Origin of the sequence: Sphingomonas sp. Leaf30 (assembly GCF_001422525.1) — a bacterium.
Lineage (GTDB): Bacteria > Pseudomonadota > Alphaproteobacteria > Sphingomonadales > Sphingomonadaceae > Sphingomonas > Sphingomonas aerolata.
The window spans coordinates 63,106-87,215 of the sequence record NZ_LMKZ01000017.1 but is presented as its reverse complement, the minus strand read 5'-3'; the positions used below and the strand labels follow the sequence as shown (position 1 = coordinate 87,215).

26 protein-coding genes are annotated in these 24,110 nt (G+C 69.4%); 11 read left to right on the top strand and 15 right to left on the bottom strand.

Annotated features, from left to right (window positions below; genetic code table 11):
- The first annotated feature begins 3 nt into the window (after window positions 1–3).
- The 7 genes from puhA to hemA all read left to right on the top strand — a co-directional run bounded on the left by puhA (window position 4) and on the right by hemA (window position 5,336).
- Window positions 4–771 carry a photosynthetic reaction center subunit H gene (puhA, locus tag ASE89_RS13460; RefSeq protein WP_031439823.1) on the top strand — a complete coding sequence of 256 codons (768 nt, stop codon included), beginning with the start codon at window positions 4–6 and terminating at the stop codon, window positions 769–771.
- A complete protein-coding gene (gene puhB, locus ASE89_RS13455; RefSeq protein ID WP_082451525.1) occupies window positions 768–1,424 on the top strand; it encodes a photosynthetic complex putative assembly protein PuhB in 657 nt (218 codons plus the stop codon). The genes puhA and puhB overlap by 4 nt, the downstream gene beginning before the upstream one ends.
- A complete protein-coding gene (gene puhC, locus ASE89_RS13450) occupies window positions 1,421–1,903 on the top strand; it encodes a photosynthetic complex assembly protein PuhC (protein WP_056678685.1) in 483 nt (160 codons plus the stop codon). Before puhB ends, puhC begins: the two co-directional genes overlap by 4 nt.
- On the top strand, window positions 1,900–2,196 hold the full coding sequence (locus ASE89_RS13445; RefSeq protein ID WP_031439820.1) for a hypothetical protein: 297 nt from the start codon (window positions 1,900–1,902) through the stop codon (window positions 2,194–2,196). The genes puhC and ASE89_RS13445 overlap by 4 nt, the downstream gene beginning before the upstream one ends.
- 71 nt (window positions 2,197–2,267) lie before the next feature.
- Window positions 2,268–3,326: a magnesium-protoporphyrin IX monomethyl ester (oxidative) cyclase gene (gene acsF, locus ASE89_RS13440; protein ID WP_056678833.1), complete on the top strand. Its 1,059-nt coding sequence runs from the start codon at window positions 2,268–2,270 to the stop codon at window positions 3,324–3,326.
- The gene (puhE, locus tag ASE89_RS13435; protein ID WP_056678830.1) at window positions 3,323–4,126 is read left to right on the top strand and encodes a putative photosynthetic complex assembly protein PuhE; all 804 of its coding nucleotides are present in this window, start codon (window positions 3,323–3,325) and stop codon (window positions 4,124–4,126) included. Before acsF ends, puhE begins: the two co-directional genes overlap by 4 nt.
- Window positions 4,116–5,336 (top strand): 5-aminolevulinate synthase, encoded by a 1,221-nt coding sequence (gene hemA, locus ASE89_RS13430; protein ID WP_056678680.1) that lies wholly within the window; start codon window positions 4,116–4,118, stop codon window positions 5,334–5,336. The genes puhE and hemA overlap by 11 nt, the downstream gene beginning before the upstream one ends.
- Window positions 5,337–5,393: 57 nt before the next feature.
- Here hemA and ASE89_RS13425 read toward each other — a convergent pair whose 3' ends face one another.
- The 11 genes from ASE89_RS13425 to ASE89_RS13385 all read right to left on the bottom strand — a co-directional run bounded on the left by ASE89_RS13425 (window position 5,394) and on the right by ASE89_RS13385 (window position 16,610).
- The gene (locus ASE89_RS13425; RefSeq protein WP_056678827.1) at window positions 5,394–6,710 is read right to left on the bottom strand and encodes a DUF3422 domain-containing protein; all 1,317 of its coding nucleotides are present in this window, start codon (window positions 6,708–6,710) and stop codon (window positions 5,394–5,396) included.
- A 58-nt stretch (window positions 6,711–6,768) separates the two neighbouring features.
- Window positions 6,769–7,887, bottom strand: coding sequence for a photosynthetic reaction center cytochrome PufC (pufC, locus tag ASE89_RS13420; RefSeq protein ID WP_236701796.1), 1,119 nt, complete (start codon window positions 7,885–7,887; stop codon window positions 6,769–6,771).
- Window positions 7,884–8,858 carry a photosynthetic reaction center subunit M gene (pufM, locus tag ASE89_RS13415; protein ID WP_031439814.1) on the bottom strand — a complete coding sequence of 325 codons (975 nt, stop codon included), beginning with the start codon at window positions 8,856–8,858 and terminating at the stop codon, window positions 7,884–7,886. The genes pufC and pufM overlap by 4 nt, the downstream gene beginning before the upstream one ends.
- 13 nt (window positions 8,859–8,871) lie before the next feature.
- A complete protein-coding gene (gene pufL, locus ASE89_RS13410) occupies window positions 8,872–9,696 on the bottom strand; it encodes a photosynthetic reaction center subunit L (RefSeq protein WP_031439813.1) in 825 nt (274 codons plus the stop codon).
- 153 nt (window positions 9,697–9,849) lie between these two features.
- Window positions 9,850–10,020 carry a light-harvesting antenna LH1, alpha subunit gene (gene pufA, locus ASE89_RS19950; protein ID WP_081874173.1) on the bottom strand — a complete coding sequence of 57 codons (171 nt, stop codon included), beginning with the start codon at window positions 10,018–10,020 and terminating at the stop codon, window positions 9,850–9,852.
- Between the two features lie 41 nt (window positions 10,021–10,061).
- Window positions 10,062–10,226 (bottom strand): light-harvesting antenna LH1, beta subunit, encoded by a 165-nt coding sequence (gene pufB, locus ASE89_RS19945; RefSeq protein WP_081874172.1) that lies wholly within the window; start codon window positions 10,224–10,226, stop codon window positions 10,062–10,064.
- Between the two features lie 136 nt (window positions 10,227–10,362).
- The gene (gene bchZ / locus ASE89_RS13405) at window positions 10,363–11,808 is read right to left on the bottom strand and encodes a chlorophyllide a reductase subunit Z (protein WP_056678677.1); all 1,446 of its coding nucleotides are present in this window, start codon (window positions 11,806–11,808) and stop codon (window positions 10,363–10,365) included.
- Window positions 11,805–13,205, bottom strand: a complete 1,401-nt coding sequence (gene bchY / locus ASE89_RS13400) for a chlorophyllide a reductase subunit Y (protein WP_156363501.1) — start codon at window positions 13,203–13,205, stop codon at window positions 11,805–11,807. The genes bchZ and bchY overlap by 4 nt, the downstream gene beginning before the upstream one ends.
- Window positions 13,206–13,491: 286 nt before the next feature.
- The gene (locus ASE89_RS13395; RefSeq protein ID WP_031394550.1) at window positions 13,492–14,475 is read right to left on the bottom strand and encodes a chlorophyllide a reductase iron protein subunit X; all 984 of its coding nucleotides are present in this window, start codon (window positions 14,473–14,475) and stop codon (window positions 13,492–13,494) included.
- Complete coding sequence (gene bchC, locus ASE89_RS13390; RefSeq protein WP_056678675.1) at window positions 14,472–15,398, bottom strand: chlorophyll synthesis pathway protein BchC; 927 nt, start codon at window positions 15,396–15,398, stop codon at window positions 14,472–14,474. The genes ASE89_RS13395 and bchC overlap by 4 nt, the downstream gene beginning before the upstream one ends.
- Before the next feature lie 87 nt (window positions 15,399–15,485).
- Entirely contained in the window at window positions 15,486–16,610 is a 1,125-nt protein-coding gene (locus tag ASE89_RS13385; RefSeq protein WP_056678671.1) for a methyltransferase, read from the bottom strand.
- A gap of 51 nt (window positions 16,611–16,661) precedes the next feature.
- On the opposite strand from ASE89_RS13385, the gene crtD reads away from it, so the two are divergent.
- Together crtD and ASE89_RS13375 are read left to right on the top strand one after the other, a co-directional pair.
- Window positions 16,662–18,236 (top strand): 1-hydroxycarotenoid 3,4-desaturase CrtD, encoded by a 1,575-nt coding sequence (gene crtD / locus ASE89_RS13380; RefSeq protein ID WP_236701794.1) that lies wholly within the window; start codon window positions 16,662–16,664, stop codon window positions 18,234–18,236.
- Between the two features lie 122 nt (window positions 18,237–18,358).
- Complete coding sequence (locus tag ASE89_RS13375) at window positions 18,359–19,069, top strand: hydratase (protein WP_082451539.1); 711 nt, start codon at window positions 18,359–18,361, stop codon at window positions 19,067–19,069.
- Here the strand turns inward: ASE89_RS13375 and ASE89_RS13370 are convergent.
- The 4 genes from ASE89_RS13370 to ASE89_RS13355 are packed head-to-tail and all read right to left on the bottom strand — an operon-like array spanning window position 19,016 to window position 22,759.
- Window positions 19,016–19,213, bottom strand: coding sequence for a hypothetical protein (locus tag ASE89_RS13370; protein ID WP_056678666.1), 198 nt, complete (start codon window positions 19,211–19,213; stop codon window positions 19,016–19,018). The genes ASE89_RS13375 and ASE89_RS13370 overlap by 54 nt on opposite strands.
- Complete coding sequence (gene bchO, locus ASE89_RS13365) at window positions 19,210–20,100, bottom strand: alpha/beta fold hydrolase BchO (RefSeq protein WP_056678663.1); 891 nt, start codon at window positions 20,098–20,100, stop codon at window positions 19,210–19,212. Before bchO ends, ASE89_RS13370 begins: the two co-directional genes overlap by 4 nt.
- Entirely contained in the window at window positions 20,097–21,797 is a 1,701-nt protein-coding gene (locus ASE89_RS13360; protein WP_056678660.1) for a magnesium chelatase subunit D, read from the bottom strand. The genes bchO and ASE89_RS13360 overlap by 4 nt, the downstream gene beginning before the upstream one ends.
- On the bottom strand, window positions 21,794–22,759 hold the full coding sequence (locus ASE89_RS13355; protein ID WP_056678657.1) for an ATP-binding protein: 966 nt from the start codon (window positions 22,757–22,759) through the stop codon (window positions 21,794–21,796). Before ASE89_RS13355 ends, ASE89_RS13360 begins: the two co-directional genes overlap by 4 nt.
- Before the next feature lie 47 nt (window positions 22,760–22,806).
- Here ASE89_RS13355 and ASE89_RS13350 point away from each other — a divergent pair, with 47 nt between their 5' ends.
- Window positions 22,807–23,301 carry a TspO/MBR family protein gene (locus ASE89_RS13350; RefSeq protein ID WP_056678816.1) on the top strand — a complete coding sequence of 165 codons (495 nt, stop codon included), beginning with the start codon at window positions 22,807–22,809 and terminating at the stop codon, window positions 23,299–23,301.
- Between the two features lie 37 nt (window positions 23,302–23,338).
- Window positions 23,339–24,110, top strand: a 772-nt coding sequence (locus ASE89_RS13345; RefSeq protein ID WP_056678654.1) for a DUF2189 domain-containing protein, incomplete at its 3' end; no start/stop codon positions are given.

The following is a 24,110-nucleotide window of genomic DNA, read 5'->3' as shown; positions in this document are numbered from 1 at the left end:
ATCATGAACCCGCATCTGACATCCGGCATCGACGTCGCGCTCCTGGTCCTCTGGGCGTTCGCCTTGTTCTTCCTCGTGCTCGTCTTCTATTTGCGCCGCGAGGATCGGCGCGAGGGCTATCCGCTCGAGGACGAACTGACCGGCCGGCTCGATACGGTCGGTGGCCCGCTGCATACCGCCTCGACTAAGTCGTTCCTGCTGCCCTTCGGTCGTGGCCGCGTCACGGCGCCGACCCAGGGGCGCGAGCCCGTCGACATCGCCGCGAGGCGCACCGACCGGTTCGCGGGCGCCCCCTATGCGCCGACCGGCAACCCGCTCGTCGACGGCATCGGTCCCGCCGCCTGGGCCGAGCGCGCGCGGCATCCCGATCTCGACATGGAGGGGCATCCGCGGATCGTCCCGCTCAGCGTGGCGTCGGACTATGCGGTCGCGGTCGGCGATCCCGACCTGCTCGGATGGCCGATGCTGGGCGCGGATGGCGTGGTCGCCGGGACGATCGACGATCTGTGGATCGACCGCGCCGACCGGCTGATCCGCTACATGCAGGTGTCGGTCGGTGGCCGCGCGGTGCTCGCGCCGATGATGATGGCCAAGGTCGATCGTCGCCGCCGCCGCGTCGTCATCGACGCGCTGCTCGCCAGCCAGTTCGCCGACGTGCCGCCGATCGAGGCCGCCGACCGGATCACGCTGTACGAGGAGGAGCGCGTCCAGGCCTATTTCGGCGGCGGCTATCTCTATGCCACGCCCGCACGTCAGGAGCCGCTGCTGTGACCGAGCATGACGTCGAACCGATCCCCGGCCTTCCCGGGGTGCCCCCGCCCGGTGAGCGGATCCTGTGGCAGGGATCACCCGACTGGCGGGTGCTCGCGCGCACCGCCTTCCACACCCGACTGGTCGCGGCCTATTTCGCGGCGCTGACGCTGTGGGCCCTGGCGGAGGCCGGACGGCAGGGGATCGACGGTCCGCGGGACCTCGTCGGAGCGGCGATGACCGCGATCGTCGGGCTGCTGGGCGTCGCGCTGCTCCACCTGCTCGCCTGGGGCGCGGCGCGGACGACGCTCTATACGCTGACCACCCGGCGTGTGGTGCTGCGGATCGGCATGGCGCTGCCCAAATGCATCAACCTGCCGCTGGCGCTGATCGGCGCGGTCGATCTCGCGGAGCGCGCCGACGGGACGGGCGACATGCCGCTGACGGTCACCGGCCGCTACAAGCTCGGCTATCTCGCCTTGTGGCCGCACGCCCGACCCTGGCGGATCGTCACGCCCCGGCCGATGCTGCGTGCGGTGCCCGATGCCGCGACCGTCGCCGCGCTGATCGCCCGGACCTGCCTGACGGTGCACCCGACAGGGCAGTTGGCGGCTTCCGAGACAACCCAAAATGCTTCTGTCGACAGCGTCTTCGCCAAGGCGCAGGCGGCATGAGCGGCACGCATCGCCATCCGGACCTCGTCCCGCGCACCACGCTCATCGGTGCCGGCGCATTGCTGGCCTTCACGCTCGCGGCCACGAGCATCGTCCGGATCGCGAACATCGCCCCGGCGGCCTCGCCCGTCCTGATGCGCGAACAGGCGAAGATCCTCCCCCTCGCGTCGCGCGACCTGCGCTTCGTCGACCGCGCCGATGGCTCGGTGGTGATCGGCAATGCGCGCGGCGGGACCGTGGCGGTGATTGCGGCGGGGCAGAAGACCGGGTTCGTCCGCGGCGTGATGCGCGGATTGGCGCGCGACCGGCGCGCGCGCGGGATCAACGACCGCCCCCCCTTCACGCTGACGCTCTGGCGCGACGGCGAATTGTCGCTGACCGACACCGCGACGGGCCGGACGATCGAGCTCAGCGCCTTCGGCCCGACCAACCGCGCGACCTTTGCCGCGCTGTTGCCCGCACAGGCGCCCGGGACATGACGCTGCTGCGGTCCACCCGGTTCGACACGCCCTGCCGCGTCGAGATCGAGCATAGCGACGCGTTCCTTTGCGCGCATGTCGTGCTGGCGGGCGATGTCGCGATCGGGCCCGGCGACCGGGTCCGCGTGCACGGCGCACCGATCCGGGTCGGTTTCGGCGAGCGCTGCGTGGTCGACCGGATCGCAACGGTCGAACGCGCGGGTCTGGCCGGGCGGCTCTGGACGCAGTTCGCCGGCCACTTCGCGATGACGGAATTATACGAGGTCAGCTTTTCGGATCGGACGATAGCATGAACAGGATTACCAGCCTCGCCCCCGCGCCGCTCGCCGCCCCTCTCGCCGCGTCGCCCGCGCCCCTGCCCGATATGCCCCCGCCCGATACCCCCCTGCCCGATACACTCGCGATCGCCCGCGCCGACACCGTCCTGTCGCCCCGCTTCTACACCACCGATTTCGCGGCGATGGACCGGATCGACGTCTCGGCGGTTCGCGGCGAATGGGATGCGCTGATCGGCGAGATGGCGAGCGATCCCAACCGCCTGCATTTCAAGCGCACCGCCGCATTCGACGGCGTGATCGAAAGCCTCCCCGACGGCCTCCGCGAGGAATTCACCGATTTCCTCGTCAGTTCGCTGACCGCCGAGTTCTCCGGCTGCATCCTCTATGCCGAGATCGCCAAGCGCGTGACCAACCCCGACGTCAAACAGCTGTTCAAGTTGATGAGCCGCGACGAGAGCCGCCATGCCGGCTTCATCAACGACACGCTCAAGGATGCAGGCATCGGCGTCGATCTCGGCTTCCTCACGCGGACGAAGAAATACACCTATTTCCGGCCGAAATTCATCTTCTACGCGACCTATCTCAGCGAGAAGATCGGCTATGCGCGCTACATCACCATCTACCGCCACCTCGCCCGGCATCCCGAGCTGCGCTTCCACCCGATCTTCGACTGGTTCGAACTTTGGTGCAATGACGAGTTCCGCCACGGCGACGCCTTTGCGATCCTGATGCGCACCGATCCGAAGCTGCTGCGCGGCGTCAACCAATGGTGGATCCGCTTCTTCCTCGTCGCGGTCTATGCGACGATGTACGTGCGCGATCACAACCGGCCCGCCTTCCACAAGGCGCTGGGGATCGACCCGACCGACTATGACATGCGCGTCTTTTCGATCTGTTCGGCGATCACGCGGCAGGTGTTTCCGGTCGTGCTCGACACCGACAGTCCGCGCTTTCGCGCCGGGCTTGAGCGGATGCGGCGGATCGCGGGGGCGATCGACGCGGCCAAGGCGGGCGGCGGGGTGCTCGGCGGGATCCAGCGCCTCGGCCTGACCGCGGCCGCCGCCGTCAGCTTTGCCTGGCTGTACCTCACGCCGGTCAAGCGCAACACCGCGCCCGCGACGGTGCGGCTGGTCCCGGCGTGGTGAGCATCCCCCCGCTGCTTTTCGCGCTGCTGATGTGGTTTATCGGGACCGCCGCCGTGGTCTGGCTCGACAGCCGTCCGGCGGCGACCTTCCGCACCAGCCTGACGCTGGCCGGGCTGGTCGCGATCGCCGCGGTCGCGCTGGTCGGGTCGATCGCCGACGATGCGAGCGCCGGCGCCGCCTATACCGGGTTCGCCGCGGCGATCCTGATCTGGGGGTGGCACGAAATGAGCTTTCTCATGGGGGCGGTCGCGGGCCCGCGCCGGACGGAATGTCCCCCCGACGCGACCGGCTGGCCCCGCTTCCGCGCCGCGACCGCCACCGTGATCCATCACGAGCTCGCGATCGCCGCGACCGCGATCCTGCTCTTCGCGGTCAGCTGGGGCGGGCCGAACCAGGCCGCGCCGCTCACCTTCCTGCTGCTGTTCGTGTTGCGGCTGTCGGCCAAGTTCAACCTCTACTTGGGCGTGCCCAATCTCAGCGACGAGGTGTTTCCCGCGCATCTGGCTTATCTCAAAAGCTATTTTCGCAAGCGCCGACTGAACGCGCTGTTCCCGGTCTCGATCCTGGCCAGTGGCGCAACCGCCGCCTGGGCATGGACGGTGGCGGAGGCCGCCCCCACCGGCAGCGGCGCTGCGGCCGCGGGTACGCTGCTCGCGGGGCTGGCGGTTCTCGGGCTCGTCGAGCATCTGTTTCTGGTCCTGCCGATGCGCGATGCGCGCCTCTGGCGCTGGGCCGCTTCCTCCACACGAGCGGCACAGGCCGCCATCACCGACGGACGGGGACGATCGCATGGACTATGAGGCATTTTTCGAAGGTGAACTCGCGGCGCTCCGCGACGATGGGCGCTACCGGGTGTTTGCAGAGCTCGAGCGCACCGCGGGCGCCTTTCCCGCCGCCGAACAGGTCATCCGCCGGACCCGGCGACCGGTGACGGTGTGGTGCTCGAACGATTATCTCGGCATGGGCCAGCATCCCGCGGTGCTCGAGGCGATGCATGCGACGATCGACCGGTGCGGGGCAGGCGCGGGCGGGACGCGCAACATCTCGGGGACGACGCACAGCCATGTGCTGCTCGAGGCCGAACTGGCCGATCTCCACGGGAAAGAGGCGGCGTTGCTCTTCACCTCGGGCTATGTCTCGAACTGGGCCGCGCTGGGCACGCTCGGCGCGCGGCTGCCCGGCTGCGTCATCCTGTCCGACGCGCTCAACCATGCGTCGATGATCGAGGGCATCCGCCACAGCCGCGCCGAGGTGCAGGTCTTCACGCACAACAGCCCCGATGATCTCGATCGCCGGCTGTCGCAACTCGATCCGTCGCGGCCCAAGATCGTCGCCTTTGAAAGCGTCTATTCGATGGACGGCGACATCGCGCCGATCGCCGAGCTGCTCGACGTGTGCGAGGCGCATGGCGCATTGTCCTATCTCGACGAGGTGCACGGCGTCGGTCTCTATGGTCCGCGCGGCGGCGGCGTTGCCGAGCGCGAGGGGCTGATGGACCGGGTCACGGTGATCGAGGGCACGCTCGGCAAGGCCTTTGGCGTGATGGGCGGCTATATCGCCGCGTCGGCGGCGCTGTGCGATTTCGTCCGCAGCTTCGCGAGTGGCTTCATCTTCACCACCGCCCTCCCCCCCGCGCTCGCCGCTGGCGCGACCGCGAGCATCCGTCATCTGAAGGTGAGCCAGGTCGAGCGTGCGCGGCACCGCGATCGCGTCGCGACCGTCCGCCGCAGGCTCGATGCGGCCGGGATTCCCACGGTCGACAATCCGAGCCATATCATCCCGGTGATGGTCGGCGATGCGCATAAGTGCAAACGGATCAGCGACTGGCTGCTCGAACATCACGGCATCTATGTCCAGCCGATCAATTACCCGACCGTCCCCGTCGGCACGGAACGGCTCAGGCTGACGCCGTCGCCGGTGCATAGCGATGCGGATATCGACACGCTGGTGACCGCGCTCAGCGAAATATGGTCGCAATGCGCGCTGGCGCGGCGGGCGATGGCGGCCTGACCGGGTGCCGTCGGCGTCTAAAGCGCGCCGACCGCTCGGGACCGCCGCCGCCGGGCGTCACGCCGCCAGGTGTTTATGCATCCGCCAGCGCCCCAGCGCGACAAGCGCGATCACCACGGGCACCGCCGCCGCCGTGGCGACGTCATGATGGACGCCCGGAATGGCCGTCAGCAGATAGCCGATGAGCGACACCAGATAATAGCTGATCGCAACGACGGAGAGTCCCTCGACCGTCTGTTGCAGCCGCAGCTGCACCGTCGCGCGACGGTCCATCGACAAGAGGAGGTCGCGATTCTGCTTGCTGAGCGCGATGTCGATCCGCGTCCGCAGCAATTCGCTCGTCCAGGCTGCGCGCTGCGACAGATCCTCGAGCCGGGCCGAGAAGGAATCGCAGGTCCGGACCGCAGGCACCAGCCGCCGTTCGGTGAAATCGCCCAGTGTCTGATAGCCGCGCACCCCGCCGATCCGCAGGCTGGCAAGACGGTCGGTGCTCAACTGCGCATAGGCGCGCGTCGCGCTCATCCGGTAGCGTGTCTCGGCGACGAGTCGGGCGAGCCGGGCGGACAGGTAGGTCAGCTCGTCGAGCAGCCGGTCGTCTTCGGATGTCCGTTCGGAGACCGCCTGGGTCAGATGCGCCAGACGCGATTCCAGGTCCGAGACGCTCGGCGTCAGCCGCTGCGCCAGCGGCAGGCCGAGCAGCGCCATGTTCCGGTAATTGCCCAGTTCCTGAAGCCGCATGACGAGCTGCGCCGGTTCGTCCCGCTCGAGGCCCCGGTCGAGCACCAGCAGCCGGCCATAGCCGTCGGGGTTGAGCCGGAAATCCGACACGATCCGCGCTGCCCCGTCCGCGACATCGCACAGGATCGTCGCTTCGGATGCAAACCAGCGTTCGAGATCGTCGGGTGTCGGATCGCCCGCCGCGCGCGGCACCAGCGCGATCTGCGTCGCCCGGATGATCGCACCGGGCAGGTCCTTAAATATGGCCGACAGCGCGGGCTCGAACGGGCCGGGATCGAACAGCGACGGCGCGTATCGCGACGGCGTGCCGGCGGCGGCCCCAGCCTCTGCCTCTGCTTCAGCCCCAGCCTCGGCCTCGCCCGCACCGCCGCGCAACAGCGTATAGGTCGCGAATTCGGTATGGCGCTCCCACACCAGCGTCACCGGCCCCAGGCCCAGCACGCCGTATTTTCCCGCCACGGGTACGATCTCGCGGCCCTGCTCGGCGAGCGTCGCGATATGCGCGCGTGCCGCGTCCGCCGCCGCCTCCTCGATCACGGTCACGATCTGCACCATCCGGCACGGCGCGGCGAAACGCGGCAGTCGCCGAAGATGCATCTCTTCGGCCAGCGCGGCGCGCAGCGGGTGATTGTGCATCGTCAGGCCCGCCCGGCCGATAGCGGTGGGATCCGCGCCCCCGGCGGCGCGGACCACATCACTTTGTGTCCGTCATCGCCGCCGGCCGGGCAAAGGCGGCCGGCACCGCGACGCCGGCGGCCGGTCCACCCTCGGGCACCGCGCGGGCGATCGACGCGCCCCGCAGGATCGGCGCCTGGTCGATCATGCTCACCCCGCCCAGCGGCTTGTTGATGCCCTGGTGACAGGTGGTGCAGTTGACCTTGTAGGGATCACCATGCGGCCCCTTGCGATTGGCCGGGAAGATCGGTTGCAGCGGTGTGATGTAGGTCTGGTTGATGTCGCGGACCATGCGGATACCGTAATAGGCCGTACCGCGCTGCGCACTGCTGAGGTTCCACGAACGGAACGACTGGCTGTTGTGGCAATAGGTGCAATTGACCCCCAGCGCGCCGCTGACATGCATCATCAGCCCATAGGATTTCTCCGCCGCCTTGATCGAGACGATATGGTTGGCGTTCGGGAACGCGCTGCTGCTGGCGACACGGATCTGCGCCCGTCCGCCGAGATATTCGGCAAACGGATCATAGGGCAGCGACGCATAACCGACATTCGGGTTCGGCGCGTTCTGGCCATGCCGGTTGCCCAGCACCTTGCCGGGCTCGGGCGTCCCCTCCGCGATCGCCCATTTATACGCGGGCACCGCATTGCCGCGATGGCAGGTGTAACAGGTCACCCCCGTCTGCTTGACATGGGTCGCCCAGCGTCCGTTGATCGCCTGAGTCATCTGCAGCATCCGGCGCGCGACGATCTTGGTGTATTTCTCGTCCGACGCCATGTTTTCCGGGTTGTGGCAGTAATTGCACCCCTGTTCGGGCGGCGCGACCCACTGCGTCATCTCGGCCATCAGATGGTCGAACCGTTCGCGGCCCAGCCCGGCGAGCACCTTCACATTCTCGTAGCTCTCGCCCGCCGTCGGACCGCCCTCGGGCGGCAACGGATAGGGCGGCTCTGGGATCGTGCTGGCCGCCGCGATCAGCTTGGGGTTGATGATCTGGTTCAGTCCGGCGCCGCGATAGCCCGTCTGCGTCGCTGTCTTGGGGCCGATCTCGCACCCCCCGAGCAGGACGAGCGCCACGCCGAGCACCATTGTCTTGGTGGGCGTCCTGGTGGGCGTCTTGGTGGGTAATGCGGTCATCGTACACCTCCCGGAAGCAAGGCGGGATCGACGACGCCGGTGTCCGGATAGCCCGGCGCATAGCCGTGCAGCACCGCCCAGAGATACCAGTTGTCGACCACGGTCCCGGTCAGCAGGATCCCGATCGCGCCCGTCAGCGGGGTGAGCACCGCGAACCACCAGGCCCAGCGATGGATCGACTCGGCGGTCGCGTTGAACCCCATTGTCCAGCGCCAGAACAGCGCGCCGCGCTCGAATGCGGTCCCGCGGTCGGTGATCTGCTCGATCTCGCGCTCACCGCCATAGCGGCCGATCGCCAGCACCGTCGCGCCGTGCATCGCGAACAGCATCGTCGAGCCATAGAGGAACGCGATCGAGAGACAGTGGAACGGGTTGTAGAACAGATTGCCGTAGCGGATCGAGAAAGCGGCGGTCCAGTCGAGATGCGGGAAGATGCCGAACGGCACCGCCTCCGCCCAGCTGCCCATCAGCATCGGCCGGATGAAGCCGAGTGTCAGGATCAGCAGGATCCCCGCCGCGAACGCCCAGGCGACATGCGTCCCCATGCCGAGCGCGCGCGCGCGTAGGTACGTCCGCACGAACCACAGGATCAGCGACGCGCTCATGAAGAAGCCCGCCATCTGCCACCAGCCGCCTTCGGCAAGCGGCATCAGCAGCTTGAACCCCCATTGCGGGCCGGGCGGCTCGAGCGCGAGCCAGGGCAGCTGGCGCGCGAACTGGACCGGGTCCCAGTTGACGCTGGCGGCCATGTTCAGCCCGATGATCTCGAACGACAGGAACGCACAGATCAGCGAGGCGAGGCCCAGCCTGCCGAGATAGATCGGACCGATCTGGGCCGCGCCGAGCTTGCCCATCCAGTAATTATAGGTCCCCGTGCCGACCCGCGGGAAGCTGCCCGGGGGAAGCCGCGGTCCCGCCTCGAGCGGACCGCGCAGCTGCACCTGGGTGAACATGTTCTGATAGCGCGCCATCGCCATACCCCCTTCAGGACCAGATCGGCAGGTTGAGCCACCACGTCCACCATTCGGGCCAGCCGCGCGTCCAGAGCGGCCCCGAGATGATGATGCAGATCGCGCTCCAGAACCCCGCCGACAATGCGAGGAACAGGCCCAGCCGGTGGATGCCGAGCGTTCCGATCGAGTAGCCGATCGTGTCGCGGAAGAACGCGTCCTCATATTCCGGCGACTTGACCGGTTCGCCCTCCGCCGGGTTGACCGCGGACAGCACCAGCGCGCCGTGGAACGCCAGCGCGCCCCCGGTCGTGAAAAAGAAGCTCACCGCGAGCATGTGCGCGGGATTGTAGTGGAAGTGGAGATATTGGTAGCCGGTGTTCGACACCCAATCGAGATGGCTGAAGATCCCGTACGGAAAGCCGAAGCCCCACGCGCCGAGCAGCCATGGCCGGACGACGACCAGCGAGACATAGGCGAAGATCGCAAAGCCATAGGCAAAGGGCACGTGATAGCCCATGCCGAGCTTGTTGCAGATCTCGACCTCGCGGAGCGCCCAGGATACGAAGGCCACGATCGCGCAGATCGTGATGACCTGCCAGAACCCGCCCTCGCGCAACGGCGCCAGCCCCAGACCATAGGCGATGTCGGGCGGCGCGATGCTGATCAGCCAGGGATTCCAGCTCGGCCCGAGCGACGCGGCGTAGAAGATCAGCAACGTGCCGAGCAGCGCGGAGATCGCGGTCGTGACGCCGAAGAAGCCCACGTAAAAGGGCCCGACCCAGAAGTCGAACAGGTCGCCGCCAAGCAGCGTCCCGCCGCGCACCCGGTATTTTCGCTCGAAGCTCAACAGCGCCATGGCACGTCTCCGTTTCCCCGTTTCGTCACCGCATCCCGTCACGCCGTCCCATCACCCGTGCCGATCGGCCGGGGTCGGGACTGCGGTGGAGCCAGGGGGTATGGGAGGACGGGTTCGGTCTGCCCCCGTCCTCCGCAACCGCCGATCGTCGCATCAACTGCCCGCGGGCGCGGTGACGGCGGGCGCTTTGTGCGGGCCATCGAGCCAGTTGAAGCGATCGGTGCTGAGCAGGATGAAGTGGATCAGCAATGCCAGCACCAGTAGGAACGTGAACAGAGCGACGAGCGAACGCCGCGGATCGAAGATCAGCCAGATTCTCCACATGACGTGGTTCCTCTCATTGGTTTGCGATTAGGGCGTGCGGCTCAAAACCAGGGGCGCCAGTTCCAGACCAGGAAATGCGCGATGACCGCGACGACGGTGAAGATCAGGAAGCTGGTGATGAACAGCTTGTGAAACTCCTTGGCCTCTTCGGGCGTGAGGTAGGTGCCAAGCCCCATCCTCTCGTCCTTGTCTCTCAGGTCGCTCATGATGACGTCTCCGTTGTTCCCGAGGAGAAGGGGAGCGTGAATCGCGCTCCCTGGATCCAGGCGGACCGGATGCCCGCGAGGAAGGAGTCACCCGCATCGGCACCGCTGGGGCCGGACGGGAAAGGCAGTGCCGGGGTCATCGCCCGCGGCTTTCGGTGATTGCGTGCGCGAGGCGGTCCGTGCTGATCGACGCTTCGCCCGCGCGCCGCGCGCCGCGTTCGGCCGCGTCGCGGATGCGCTTGGCGGCAGAGATCCGCACCAGCACCGGCTCGCGCTCGATCACCGCGTCGAGCGCGGCCTTGGCATCGTCGTCCCAGGCCACGTCTCGGTCGATCCGCGCCGGCGTCGCCTCAACCTGGTCGAGCTGTCCGGCGAGCGGAAGGATGTGGAAAAGCGCGTCGAAGAGCGCGTTGCACACCTCCTGGATCAGATAGGTCGCGCCGGCATAGCCCATGAACGGCGTACCGGTGTGGCGGCGGATCACCGCGCCGGGGAAGCTCGCCGGGATATAGACGCCCCGCGCGCCGGCCTCGGCCATGTACATCCGCTCGTTGAAGCTGCCGAAGACCATCAGCGGCGGATTGCCGCGGATCGCATCGATCACAGCCTGATTGTCGGGCTTGACCCCCGCCGACCGCCCGAACGCGAAGTGGCAGGGCAACCCCATGTCGGTTTCGAGGAAGTTGCGAATACCCCGCGCATAGGTTTCGGTCGCGACGATGCCGAAGCTCGCGGTGCCGAAGAAATCCTGCGTGACCGAGCGCCAGAGATCCCAGAGCGGCTTGATCGTCGTGTGCTTCTCGCGTGCGATGAAAGGCTCGGGATCGAGCCCGAGCATCTCGCCGAGTTTGCGGAGGAACAGCGTCGTGCTCTCCAGCCCGATCGGCGCCTGCAGATAGGGCCGTTCGAGTACCTCGCACAGTCCGCGTCCGAACTCGCGGTACAGGCAGACATTGACCTGTGCATCCGCCAGCTTGCGGACATCGGCGAGATGGCTGCCGAGCGGGAAGACCATGCCTACATCCGCGCCGATCCCCTCGATCAGGCGGCGGATCTCGGCGAGATCGGAGGGCATGTTGAAGCTGCCGTACATCGGCCCGATAATGTTGACCCTGGGGCGCTCGCCGTCCTTGAGCGGACGCGGCGCGGGCACTTTTTTCGGGCCGAACTGCGTCCACAGCCAGGTCAGCGCGCGGTCGCCCGACTGCCATTGATCCTCGTCGATCGTGCGCGGCAGGAAGCGCTGGATGTTGGTGCCCTCGGGCGTGACGCCGCCGCCGATCATCTCGGCGATCGACCCCGTCACGACGACCGCGGGCAAGTCCGGATCGAGCGTCGCCCAGGCGCGCTTCATCGCGCCTTCGGTGCCGTCGCGTCCAAGCTCCTGCTCGCCAAGGCCCGTGACGACGATCGGCAATTCGTGCGGCGGCAGCGCGTCGGTATAATGGAGCACCGAGGTGACCGGGAGATTCTCGCACCCCACCGGCCCGTCGATGATCACCTGCAATCCCTTGATCGCGGTGAAGGCATAGACCGCCCCCCAATAACCGCCCGCGCGGTCATGATCGAGGATGAGGGTCATATCCCGATGCTTTCTTCGGCCTTGGCCGCAGCGATGCGTTTGGCGGCATACTTGGCCTTGAACTCGGGCCGGTCGACCGGCGTGTCTTCCCACACACCCGCGGTGGCGCCCGTGCCGACACCGTCGAAGAACGCGGTCATCCGGTCGAACCGCGCCTGGTTGGCAAGCGCCGCGTTGACGACCAGCGCAAGGCTCCCCGCCCCCGCCGGCCCCATCAGCGGCCGCGCCGAGATGAGGTTGGTGAAATACAGCGCCGGGATCGCCTTCTGCTTGGCGTGCTGCACCACCGGCGTGGTGCCGATCGCGAGATCGGGGCCGAACGCGTCGACCGCGGCAAGATCCTGTTCGAGGCTCGCGCGATACTGGACCTGCACGCCGCGGCTCACCAGCCAGTCACGATCGGGTTCGGACCAGGGCGTGCGCGGGCAGGCCGTGCCGACATAGGGCACGTCCGCACCGCTCTCGATCAGCAGCCGCGCGACGAGCAGTTCGGAGCCTTCATAGCCCGACACGGTGATCCGCCCCTTGATCGGCCGTGCCGCCAGCGCGCCGCAGATCGCCGGGAGGACACGGTTCTTTGCCGCATCGACCTTGTCCTGCGCGATCCCGCACGCCGCGCCGATCGCATCGAGCCACGCCGCGGTCCCGTCCGCGCCGACCGGCGCCGAGCCGACCACCGTCCGCCCCGCCGCCTCGAACTCACGGACGCTGGCGGTGTAGAAGGGGTGTATTGCGGCCACCACCGCGCAGTCGAGCGCCGCATAGAGCTCGCGCCATTCGCGCGTCGGGACGACCGGGCCGGCCGCAAGGCCCAGCGGTTCGAGCAATAGCCCGATTCCTGGCGGGTCAGCCGGGAACATCTCGCCAAGGAGAGTCACGCTCGGCCGGTCCGGTCGTTGCTTGGGCGCGGCGACGGGGCCGCTCTCGGCCTCCTTGCGCGCATAGCTGAGCATCGCGCCCGCCAGCACGTCCTTCGCCTCGGCATGCGTCGGCACGCCGAAACCAGGAACGTCGATCCCGATGATCCGCACGCCATTGATCTGGTCGGGGAGCAATTGCAGCGGCACGCCCGATGCGGTCGGCACGCAGAGATTGGTCACGATGATCGTGTCGTACAAAGCCGGATCGGCGAGCTGGTGGACCGCGTCGCGAATGTCCTCGAACAATTTGCCCGTCACCAGCGTCTCGGACGAGAAGGGCACATAGCCGACGCTGCGTTTCGCACCGTAGAAATGCGAGGTGAAGGTCAGGCCGTAGACGCAGCAGGCGGAGCCCGAGAGCACCGTCGCGGTGCGGCGCATCCGAAGCCCCACGCGAAGCGATCCGAAGGCTGGGCACATGGATTGCGGCTGGTCGTGCGGGCCTTTGGGGTAGTCTGCGTCGTAGCGGGCTAGGATATCGGACTTTCCCGCGAGTTCAGCGGCTGCGCGGAGGGTGCCGGCGCTCGAACAGCTTAGCCCCTCCCCTTCAGGAGTGGCGGGTGAACCGCGCCCCGCGCGGTTCAGATCAGGCTGGGAGCCTGATCGACCTGCCACTGGGTTTGGGGTGGGGAAGTTCGAAATCACGTCCCGAACGCGGTCGGACGTCCCCACCCCAACCCAGTGAGGCGGCTCTTGGCCCTGTCCGGGGGACAGGGCTGCCGCCTCACTCCTAAAGGGGAGGGGCTCAGAGAGAAGAGGAGCATCAGACGGCATCGTACACGACCTCGAGCGTCGGCTTCGCCACATAGGCCACCCCGCGCATGTCCGCCTGGCTCGCAGGCTTCAGCGCATAATCCGCGCCCGTCACATCCGCCGAGAACAGCCCGAGCAACCCGTCCTGGTCGAGCGGTGTCGGACGCAGCGGCGGGGCTTCGGCGACATTGACCGCAAGCTCCTCGAACAGGCTCGCCCATTGCCCGCCGGGCTTGCCGATGATCTGGTAGTTCGCGCTCTTCTTGCGGATGTCCTCGTTCGCGGGGATCGCGGTCAGCACCGGGATGCCGACCGCGGCGGCGAACGCCTGCGCCTCGCCCGTGCCGTCGTCCTTGTTGAGGATCATCCCCGCGACGCCGACATTGCCGCCCATCTTGCGGAAATATTCGACCGCCTTGCAGACGTTGTTCGCGACATAGAGCGACTGCAGGTCGTTCGAGGCGACGACGATCACCTTCTGGCACATGTCGCGCGCGATCGGCAGGCCGAAGCCGCCGCACACCACGTCGCCGAGGAAGTCGAGCAAGACATAGTCGAAGCCCCATTCATGGAACCCGAGTTTCTCGAGCGTCTCGAACCCGTGGATGATCCCGCGCCCGCCGCAGCCGCGCCCGACCTCGGGCCCGCCCAGTTCCATCGCGAACACCCCGTCGCGCTGGAAGCAGACGTCCTCGATCCCGATCTCCTCGCCCGCGAGCTTCTTGCGCGAGCTGGTCTCGATGATCGTCGGGGTCGACTTGCCGCCGAACAGCAGCGAGGTGGTATCGCTCTTGGGATCGCAGCCGATCAGCAGCACGCGCTTGCCCTGCTGCGCCATCATGTAGCTGAGGTTGGCGAGCGCGAACGACTTGCCGCTGCCGCCCTTGCCGTAGATCGCGATGATCTGCGTCTCCTTGGTGACCGGGCCGGTCGGGACCGGATCCGGCTCCTGTTCGGCCTCGCGCCGCAGGGGTCCGGGATCGAACATGCTCATAGCGCTCTCCAGTCGAGGACCATCTTGACGCAATCGGGGTCGGTGAAGGCCTGTGGATAGGCGTCCATCGCCTCGCCGGCGGGGCGGGTGTGGCTGATCAGGCCGTCGAGCTCGAGCAGCCCGGTCTCGATCAGCGCGAGCACCGCGGTGATGTCCGCAGGGGTGAACTCGGCCGCGACGCGCATCCGCGCCTCGCGCAGGAATGCCGGCGGGAAGGCGAAGGACAGCCGATCGTAGAAGCCGGCCAGCACCACCTCGCCGCCCTTGCCGAGCCGCGCAAACGCCAGGTCGAGGATATCGGCGGTCCCGCTCGCGTCGCAGATCGTGCGATAGTCGGAGCGATCATCGTCGGCCGGGTCGATCACGCGGTAGCCGGATCCGATCCGACGCGCCGGCTGGACCTCCCACACCGTCGGCGCACCCGCCCCCGACGCGACCGCGATCCGCGCGATCAGCTGCCCCAATATGCCATGTCCGACGATCAGGTCGGGCGCGCCGCCGACCGCGATCGCGTGGTGCGCGGTCGCGGCGAGTGCGAGCAGCACGCCGTTGCGCCCGAGCGTCGCGTCGATCGGCACCGCGCGCGCACCGGGCAGGATCACCCGCCGGGCCGCCCCCCCGAACAGGCCGCGCGCCTGGCGATAGCAATTGGCGCCGGGGACGAAGACATATTCGCCGATCCGCGCGCGCGCATCGACACCGGCATCGACGATCCGCCCGACCGATTCATATCCCGGGACCAGCGGATAGCCCATGCCCGGAAATTCGGGCATCCGGCCGCTCCACAGCAGCCGTTCGGTGCCAGTGCTGATCCCGCTCCAGTCGATCTCGACGCACAGATCGGCATCGCCCATCGGCGTGAGCGAGAGGGTGCGGAGCGCAAGCCTTTCCGGCGCTTCCAGTATGACCGCCAGTGCGTCCATACGTCCGTTGCCCACCGCCCCGTCCTCCATCAGATCATGGCCGTAATCTGCTCTAGACAGATGAGGTTGTCAACTTGATTGGACACCTTATCGTGTCGCGGTGATCACACAGGCGACGAGCGGCAGCGCGGTGCGCCGGGTGCGGACCTGGCCGAAGCCCGCGGCGTGCAGCATCGCGCGGATCTCCGCGACACTGCGCGGTCGCCCGGTCCCCATGGCGAGCAGGTAGAAGCCGAAATACGCATCGCCGGACCGCTCCGCACCCGGCGTCTGCGCCATCGGTTCGGCGATCAGCATAGTCCCGCCGGGGGGCAGCGCGGCATGGATACGACGCAGCAACGTCAGCGCCACCGCGTCGTCATGATCATGCAGGACGCGCACCAGCGTGATCAGATCATAGCCCTCGGGCAGCGGATCCGCGAGAAAATTGCCCCCGTGCAGCGTCGCGCGCGTCCCCAGCCCTGCCGAGTCGAACCGCCCGCGCGCGCGCTCGGTGACCGCGGGCAGGTCGAACAGCCCGAGACCGGGCGTCGCGAACCGCGCCCCGAGCGCGCAGAGAAACGCGCCCTCGCCGCCGCCGACATCGAGCACGCGGCGATGCCGGTCGAACCGATAGGCCGCGAGTGTCTGGCCTGCGACCATCGGTTGCGACGCCGCCATCAGCGTCGAATAAGCAGAGACCGTGGCGGCATCGCCCTGCCCCGCCGACTCGGCATAATGCCAGTGATCCGACACCGCCCCGCCCCCGCCCCCGCGGCGCAGCAGCGCGACGGGATCGGCCAGATCGGCATAGAGAAGACGGTGATGTGCGATCATCGCGGTGATGCCGGGATTGCCGAGCAGCGCCGCGCCGTCGCTGCCAAGTGCCCAGTCCGCCCCGCACGCCTCGACGAGCCGCAACGCCGCCGCACCGCGCAACAGCCGTTCGGCGCCCGCCACCGGCAGGTCGAGCTGCGCCCCGATCGTCTGCGCGTCCGCCGGGCCGCGGGCCAGCCGCGCGAGCAGCCCGGTTTCGACGCAGGCGGCAAGGATCTGCGAATAGGTGAACCCTGCGACCAGATCGAACAGCGCGCCCGCCCGGCGGCGCGCGATCGGCCGGCTGAGCGAAAAGCGCTGCGCCGCGTGCTGGACGCGCGGATCGGCGAGCAGGCGGTTGCGACAATCCAGCCACCGCTCCCGCACCCGGGCGAAAAGATGATGATACGTTTTCATGTGTCCATATTTGTGGACAGGTGTTAGCATCGCGTCAATTGGAGGATGCCGGTGTCGGATGCGGGCGTGGTGGTGATCGGGGCGGGGGTCGGCGGGCTGGTCAGCGCCGCGCTGCTCGCCGCGCAGGGCCGCACCGTGCGGGTCGTCGAGGCGCAACCCGGGCCGGGGGGCAAGCTGCGCACGATCGCGGTCGATGGCGACGCGATCGATGCGGGGCCAACGGTGTTCACGCTGCGATCGGTCATGGAGGATGTCTTTGCGGCATGCGGCGACACGCTCGACCGCCACGTGACGATGCGCCCCGCCGCGCTGCTCGCCCGCCATGCCTGGGGTCCCGCCCGCCTCGACCTGTTCGCCGATCCCGCCGCGAGCGAGGACGCGATCGGCGCCTTTGCCGGCGCGGCCGATGCCCGCGGCTATCGCGCGTTCCGGGCCGAGGCGAAACGGCTGTTCACCGCGCTCGACCAGCCCTTTCTCCACGCGACACGCCCGGGGCCGCTGACGCTGGGCTGGCGGATGGGCCTGCGCGGCCTTGGCGATTATTGCACGCTGCGCCCCTATACGTCGCTGTGGCACGCGCTCGGCGGCTATTTCACCGACCCGCGACTGCGCCAGCTCTTCGCGCGCTATGCGACCTATTGCGGGGCGTCGCCGATGCAGTGCCCGGCGACGCTGATGCTGATCGCGCATGTCGAGGCGAGCGGCGTGTGGCTGATCGACGGCGGCATGTATCGGCTCGCGCTCGCATTGGAGGCGCTTGGCCGGCAGAACGGCGTCCGCTTCCGCTACCGCGCGCCGGTTCGCGCGATCCTCATCGAGCGGGGCCGCGCCGCCGGGGTCATGTTCGAGGACGGCGAGCGCATCGCCGCGTCGGCGGTGATCTGCAACGCCGATCCCGCCGCCCTCGCCGTCGGCCGGTTCGGCGCCGCGGTCCGTCACGCGGTCGCCCCCGTCCCCGCCGCGCACCGATCGCTCAGCGCGATGGTGTGGACCGGACATGCGCAGGCCGCGGGCTTCCCGCTCGCCCGCCACACCGTCTTCTTCTCGGACGACTATCCGGCCGAATTCGCCGCGCTGTCGGCCGGTCGCGCCGCCGCCCGGCCGAGCGTCTATGTCTGCGCGCAGGATCGCAGCGACAGCGGCGACGACGACCGCCGCGGCGCGCGCGCCCCGGCCCGCCCCGAACGCGTGCAGATCATCGTCAACGCGCCGCCCACCGGCGACGGACCGGACACCAGCCAGGAGGAGATCGCGACATGGACGAGGCGCATGCTCGAGGGCGTTTCGCAGGCGGGACTTTCGCTCGATCTGGCGCCCTCGACCGTCATGACGACGCCGCACGCGTTCGAGGCACTGTGTCCCTCGACGGGTGGAGCCCTTTATGGACGGGCCTCGCACGGGTGGGCGGCGTCCTTCCGCCGGCAGGGCAGCCGGACTCGGATCCCTGGGCTCTATTGCGCGGGCGGGAGCACCCACCCCGGCGCGGGCGTCCCGATGGCGGCGCTTTCCGGCCGGCTAGCCGTCGACTGCCTGCTCAGGGACCACGCTTCGACGTTCGTGTCGATGCCCAGGGCTATGCCTGGTGGTATGTCGACGCGACCAGCGCGGACGGCGCCCACGGGCTGACGATCATCGCCTTCATCGGCAGCGTCTTCTCGCCCTATTACAAGCTTAGCGGCCGGAAGACCCCCGAAAACCACTGCGCGATCAACGTCGCGCTGACCGGCCCGCGCGGCAGCGCCTGGGCGATGACCGAACGTCCCGCGCACCGCGTCGACCGGGGCACCGATCATCTCGTCGTCGGCCCGAGCGGCCTCAGCTGGGACGGCGACACGCTGGTGATCGAGATCCGCGAGCGATCCGCGCCGCTGCCCTACCCTGTGCGCGGCACGATCCGCGTCAGCCCCGCGATGATCGGCACCACCGCCTTCGCGCTCGATCCGGGCGGGCGGCATCGCTGGCATCCGGTCGCACCGCGCGCCCAGGTCGAGGTCGCGATGACGCATCCCGGCGTCCGCTGGTCGGGCCCCGGCTATTTCGATTCGAACTTCGGCGACGAACCGCTCGAGGCGGGGTTCGACGACTGGCACTGGTCGCGCGCGCATCTTAAAAGCGATGTCGCGGTGCTGTACGAAGGGCGGCGCCGCGACGGCACGCCGTTCGACCTCGTGCTCAAATTCGATGCGCAGGGCCGGTGGCACGACGTCGTCCAGCCCGCCCCGGCGGCCCTGCCCCGGACCGGCTGGCTCATAAAGCGGGCGACGCGGGCCGATGCGGGACATCGCCCGCGCGTGGTGAAGACGTGGATCGATGCGCCCTTCTATGCCCGTTCCGCGCTCGCCACGCGACTGTTCGGCGAGGAGGTGCGCGCGGTGCACGAAAGCCTCGCGCTCGGCCGCTTCCGGTCACCGATCGTCCAGTCGATGCTCCCCTACCGGATGCCCCGCGCCTTCTGGTGAAGCGGCGTCGGGCGGTGTCGGGGAGTCTCCGGCGACCTTGTCCCGCGCGATCGCCCGATTGACCGAGACGAGCTGCCACACGCAGAAGATGATGACCGGCGCGCCCGCGATCATCAGGTCGAGCAGGCCGAGAACACCGGTCATATACGGGCCTCCATGTATTGCCGGACGATCGCCGCGACCTCTTCGGGGCGTTCCTCATGCGCGAGATGGCCGAGCCCGTGCAGCGTCTCGAGCCGCCCGTCACCGACCGCCGCCGCCGCCTCGCGCGCGTTCGACAACGGGATCGCCCGGTCGGCGTCGCCATGCACGAGCAGCACCGGCGTCTTCAGGCGCGCCAGATCCCGCCGCAACCCGACCAGATCCCAGGCCGCCATCATGCCGATCGCGCCCGCGCACTGCGCCGACGTGCCGAGCAACGCTGCATAACAGGCCACGCCCGCGTCATCGATCCGCGATCCGGTCGACCGGTACAGGAACCGACCTGTCTCGCCCGGGGTGCGGGCGATCCGCGCGAACAGATGCGGTGCGATCGGATTGACGAACAGCGCGCGTGCCATCGTCGGGAACAGCGTCGCGGCCAGCCCCGGAAAGGGCAGCAGCGCCGCACTCAACCCGATGATCGCCGCGGGGGTCGCCGTGCCGTCGATCGCCAGCCGCGCCGCGATCGCCGCCCCCGCCGAATGGCCGATGATCACCTGCGGCGTGACCTTCAACGTGCCGAGCAACGTCGCGACCGCGCCCGCCATGCCCGCGATCGACAGGCCGTCGACTGGGCGGCCGGTGGTGAAGCCATGCCCCGGCAGATCGACCGCGACGACGTGGTAGTGCTGGCCGAGCAACGGTGCGAGCGTCCGCCAGCTGTGCGTCGCCGCGCCGGTACCGTGGAGCAGCAGGATCGTCGCGGGCGCGTCGCGGGCCTCGGGCGCGAAGGTCTGGACATGCCAGCGCAGGCCACCGGCCGCGACGAAGCGGCTGGCGGCGCGATTGGGCCATCCGCGCCCCTCGACGCTCCAGCGCGGCGCGCTCATGCGGGCTGCACCGCGCGGACCGCCGCGTGCATCCGCACCGCATCCGCGCGCGGCAGCGGCAGATAGCGCGCCTGCATCGCCGCGGCGAGCGCCGCCCCCTCGGGTCCCGGCCGCGCGGAGATGTCGAGGAATGCCGCGGCTATTCCCGCACGGCCGAGCGCGGCGGCGGCGGCGCTCGCATCCGCGGCGGCGACGCTGCGCACCGCCCGGCCATCCGCGGCGATGTTCGCGCGCCCGTCGGTCAGCAGGACGACGAACGGGGTCTGGCCGCGCGCGCGTGCCGCATCGGCGACGTCGATCGCGGCGCGCAGTCCCGCCGCGAGCGGCGTGCCACCGCCGCCCGGCAGCTCGGCGAGCGATCGCCGCGCGCGTGCCAGCGACCGGGTCGGCGGGAGCAGCACCGTCGCGCCGCTGCCCCGGAACGCGATGAGCGCGACCTGCGCGCGCTGAACATAGGAATCGGCGAGCAGCAGCTCGACTGCGCCCTTCGCCTCCGCGAGTCGCGACAACGAGGCGGATCCCGACGCGTCGACGACGAAGATCGTGACCGACTCCGCGCGCGTCTCGAACCGGCGGATCCGCAGGTCGTCGCGGCGGACCAGCACCCGCGACGCGCTGTCCGCCGTGCGCCGCAGCCTTTGCCACGGCGCCGCCGCGCGCAGCGTGTCGATCAGGCTCAGGCGCTGCCCGCCGCCCGGCACGCCCGGGCGCACCCCGACGGGCCGGCCACGCGCCGGCGATCGACGCCGCTCGCCCGCACCGCGCGACGCGCGCGTCCGCCCGCGCCGTACGCCCCCCGCCGCGATCTGCGCCAGCACATCCTTCGGCAGCGCCGCGAGCGCGGCCTCCAGCACGACGTCGTCGAGTGGCCGGGTTTCTCCTTCCGGCTGGTCGCGATCCCCCGCGTCCGGCGGCGGCGCGTCAGGCGGCTGCGGCTCGGGTGGCGGCGGCGCGTCGTCCGGTTGCTCGGCCGGCAGACGCGTCGCACGCGGCGCGATCACCAGCCGCGCGGCGAGCATCAGATCCTCGTCACTGATGACGTCGCGCCCCGCACACCGCGCCGCAGCCCGCGCCGCGCGCAACGCGAACAGCGGCGCGCGCGCGGTCTCGATGCCCAGCGCCGCCGCGGTCGCGACCAGCGTTGCAAGGACCGCGTCGGGCGTCTGCGGCGTCCCCGCGTCCCCGAAATCTTCCCCGCCCCGCATCGCCCCCGCAGGCTTGGCGTCGTGCAGGTCGATGCGAAACGCCAGCCGTTCGAGCAGCGCCGCGGGCGGCCCTTCGTCGGGACCGTCCCCGTCGTCGAGCGCCACGACAAGGGCTCGCCCGACGCCGCCGCCGTCCATCGCCGCGACGATCCGCCCCGCCACCGCATCGGACAGCCGGTCCGCCATCGCCAGCACCAGCACCCCGCCCGCCGCCTCGACGAGCAGCCCCGCGCGCTGCACCGCGCGCGCCTGGGCCAGCGTCGCGACCAGATCCAGCCCGCCGAACAGCCGGTCGTCATCGACATGGACCGGCACCCGCCGCAGCGGCGCATCGGCCGGCAGATGCGACCGCAGCGCCGCGATCACCGCATCGCGCAGCGCGCCGCCGCCGCGCAGCGCGATGCCGCCAAGCCCAGGATCGGCAGCACAGAGTTGCGCCGCGATCAGCGCATCGGCCAGCGGATCCGGCGCCCCCGCTGCCGGCCCGGTCACCCCGCCACCTCCTCCAGCGCGCGCAGGATCCGCGCGGTCGACCCGGTCTCGTCGAGCACGTTGCGCCGCAACCGGTGGCGCAGCGCCATCGGCGCGATCGTCGCGACATGCGCCTGCGTCACCTCCGCCACCGCCTCGAGCGCCGCGAGCGCCCGCGCCGCCCGCATCAGCGTCAGTTCGCCGCGCAACCCGTCAGCCCCCACCGCGATACACAGCCGGGAGGCGAAGGCGAGCACCGCATCGGGCAGCACGACCATCGGCAACCCCGCCCGCCCCCGCGCGATCGCCGCCAGCGTCGCGCGCTCGTCGGCCGCCCAGTGCTCGACAAACGCCGCCGGCGACCGCTCGAACGCATCGCAGCGCCGCAGAATCTCCACGCGCTGGTCCAGATCCTGCGGGGTGCGGACCTCGACCGACAGCCCGAACCGGTCGAGCAGCTGCGGCCGCAATTCGCCCTCTTCGGGGTTACCGCTGCCGACCAGCACGAACCGCGCCGGGTGGCGGACGCTCAGCCCCTCGCGCTCGACGACATTCTCGCCCGACGCGGCGACGTCGAGCAGCAGGTCGACGATGTGATCCTCGAGCAGATTGACCTCGTCGATATACAGGAAGCCGCCATTAGCCCGCGCGAGCAGCCCCGGCTCGAACGCCTTGATCCCGGCCCCCAGCGCGCGTTCGAGATCGAGCGCGCCGACCACCCGGTCCTCGGTCGCGCCGAGCGGCAGGTCGACGAACGGCACCGGCACCTGCCCGCTCCGCGGCGTACCGTCCTGATACCCCGCCTGGTCGGCACGCACCGGCGGCAGCAGCGCGGCGAGCGCACGGACCGCGGTCGACTTGCCCGTGCCGCGATCGCCGAACACCATCACTCCGCCGATCCGCGCATCGATCGCCGCGATCAGCAGCGCGCGTTTCATCTCGTCCTGGCCGACGATCGCCGAAAAGGGGAAAGACACGCGCATGCCAAAGGTGTAACACGCATTGGACACTCGGCAAGATGGACAATGTAATGCTTAACCCGATTGTCGTGAGCGGCAGTGCCGCCATCGCGCTCTGCGTCGTCGGCGGACTGATGACGCCGATCGGCCCCTGGTACCGCACGCTGCGCAAGCCGCGGTTGCAGCCGCCAAACTGGCTGTTCGGCCCCGCCTGGACGATCATCCTCGGCCTAGCCGCCTGGTCCGCGTCGATCGCCTGGACCGCCGCCCCCGACGCCGCGACGCGCGCGCAGGTGGTCACGCTGTTTGCGGTCAACGCGGTCTTCCACCTGCTATGGAGCCCGCTCTTCTTCCGCGCCCGGCGCCCCGACTGGGCGTTGATCGAGGTCGTGTTTCTCTGGGCGTCGCTGGTCGCGCTGGTCGTCGGGCTGTGGCCCATCGACCGCTTCGCGAGCCTGTTGATCGCGCCCTATCTCTTGTGGGTCAGCTTTGCGGCCTGGCTCAACTGGGCGATCGTGCGGCTGAACCGGCCGTTCGGTCACGCCGCCCAACGATACCCCGCATGACGAGGATATACGCCACCCCCTGAACGGAGAGCAGATCATGGCCACCCATCCGCACAGCTTCATCGCGCCAGCACCCGCCATCCCCGAGATCCGCAAGATCAGCACCGCCGACCTGCGCTGGGCCCTCGCCGAGGGGTGGAAGGATTTTCTCGCCAAGCGCGGCGACCTGATCGTGATCGGCCTGCTCTACCCGATCGTCTGCCTGGTCGCCGCGGTGGTGACGTACAACGCGCCGCTGCTCCCGCTGTTCTTCCCGCTGGTCGCAGGACTCTCGATCCTCGGCCCCGCCGCCGCCTCGGGCTTCTACGAACTCGCGCGTCGCCGCGAAGAGAGGCGCGACTCGAGCTGGTGGCATTTCCTCGATCCGCTCAACGGACGCAGCCGCCTGCCGCTTGCGGTCCTCACCGCCGGGCTCGCCGCCCTCATGGTCGGATGGCTGGCGACGGCCTATGCGGTCTATGACCTGACCTTCGGCGCGACCGCGCCGCTGCGGATTGGCGACGTCGCCGGCCGGCTGTTCACCACGCAGGAGGGGTGGACGCTGATCCTGCTCGGCAATCTGGCGGGCGCGCCGTTCGCGATCGCCACGCTCGTCTTCGCGCTGGTCGCGTTCCCGATGGTGGTCGATCAGCCGGTCGATGCAGGCCTTGCGCTGCGCACCTCGCTCGCGGCGGCGCGACGAAACCCGCGTGCGGTGTTCGGCTGGGGTGCGCGCGTCGCCGGGCTGCTGGTCCTCGGGCTGATCCCGCTCGCGATCGGGCTGGCGGTCGTGCTGCCCTGGCTCGGCTATGCGACCTGGCACCTCTATA

Bases quoted from the DNA above. Each gene is read 5' to 3' on its own strand.
- ASE89_RS13370 (WP_056678666.1), bottom strand. From the start codon at position 19,213: ATGACCGGTGTTCTCGGCCTGCTCGACCTGATGATCGCGGGCGCGCCG.
- pufM (WP_031439814.1), bottom strand. From the start codon at position 8,858: ATGGCGCGCTATCAGAACATGTTCACCCAGGTGCAGCTGCGCGGTCCG.
- bchZ (WP_056678677.1), bottom strand. From the start codon at position 11,808: ATGACCCTCATCCTCGATCATGACCGCGCGGGCGGTTATTGGGGGGCG.
- puhC (WP_056678685.1), top strand. From the start codon at position 1,421: ATGAGCGGCACGCATCGCCATCCGGACCTCGTCCCGCGCACCACGCTC.
- pufA (WP_081874173.1), bottom strand. From the start codon at position 10,020: ATGTGGAGAATCTGGCTGATCTTCGATCCGCGGCGTTCGCTCGTCGCT.
- ASE89_RS13395 (WP_031394550.1), bottom strand. From the start codon at position 14,475: ATGAGCATGTTCGATCCCGGACCCCTGCGGCGCGAGGCCGAACAGGAG.
- ASE89_RS13375 (WP_082451539.1), top strand. From the start codon at position 18,359: ATGACCGAACGTCCCGCGCACCGCGTCGACCGGGGCACCGATCATCTC.
- ASE89_RS13350 (WP_056678816.1), top strand. From the start codon at position 22,807: ATGCTTAACCCGATTGTCGTGAGCGGCAGTGCCGCCATCGCGCTCTGC.
- ASE89_RS13425 (WP_056678827.1), bottom strand. From the start codon at position 6,710: ATGCACAATCACCCGCTGCGCGCCGCGCTGGCCGAAGAGATGCATCTT.
- pufC (WP_236701796.1), bottom strand. From the start codon at position 7,887: ATGACCGCATTACCCACCAAGACGCCCACCAGGACGCCCACCAAGACA.
- pufL (WP_031439813.1), bottom strand. From the start codon at position 9,696: ATGGCGCTGTTGAGCTTCGAGCGAAAATACCGGGTGCGCGGCGGGACG.
- ASE89_RS13385 (WP_056678671.1), bottom strand. From the start codon at position 16,610: ATGAAAACGTATCATCATCTTTTCGCCCGGGTGCGGGAGCGGTGGCTG.
- ASE89_RS13445 (WP_031439820.1), top strand. From the start codon at position 1,900: ATGACGCTGCTGCGGTCCACCCGGTTCGACACGCCCTGCCGCGTCGAG.
- acsF (WP_056678833.1), top strand. From the start codon at position 2,268: ATGCCCCCGCCCGATACCCCCCTGCCCGATACACTCGCGATCGCCCGC.
- pufB (WP_081874172.1), bottom strand. From the start codon at position 10,226: ATGAGCGACCTGAGAGACAAGGACGAGAGGATGGGGCTTGGCACCTAC.
- hemA (WP_056678680.1), top strand. From the start codon at position 4,116: ATGGACTATGAGGCATTTTTCGAAGGTGAACTCGCGGCGCTCCGCGAC.
- bchO (WP_056678663.1), bottom strand. From the start codon at position 20,100: ATGAGCGCGCCGCGCTGGAGCGTCGAGGGGCGCGGATGGCCCAATCGC.
- bchC (WP_056678675.1), bottom strand. From the start codon at position 15,398: ATGGACGCACTGGCGGTCATACTGGAAGCGCCGGAAAGGCTTGCGCTC.
- ASE89_RS13355 (WP_056678657.1), bottom strand. From the start codon at position 22,759: ATGCGCGTGTCTTTCCCCTTTTCGGCGATCGTCGGCCAGGACGAGATG.
- puhA (WP_031439823.1), top strand. From the start codon at position 4: ATGAACCCGCATCTGACATCCGGCATCGACGTCGCGCTCCTGGTCCTC.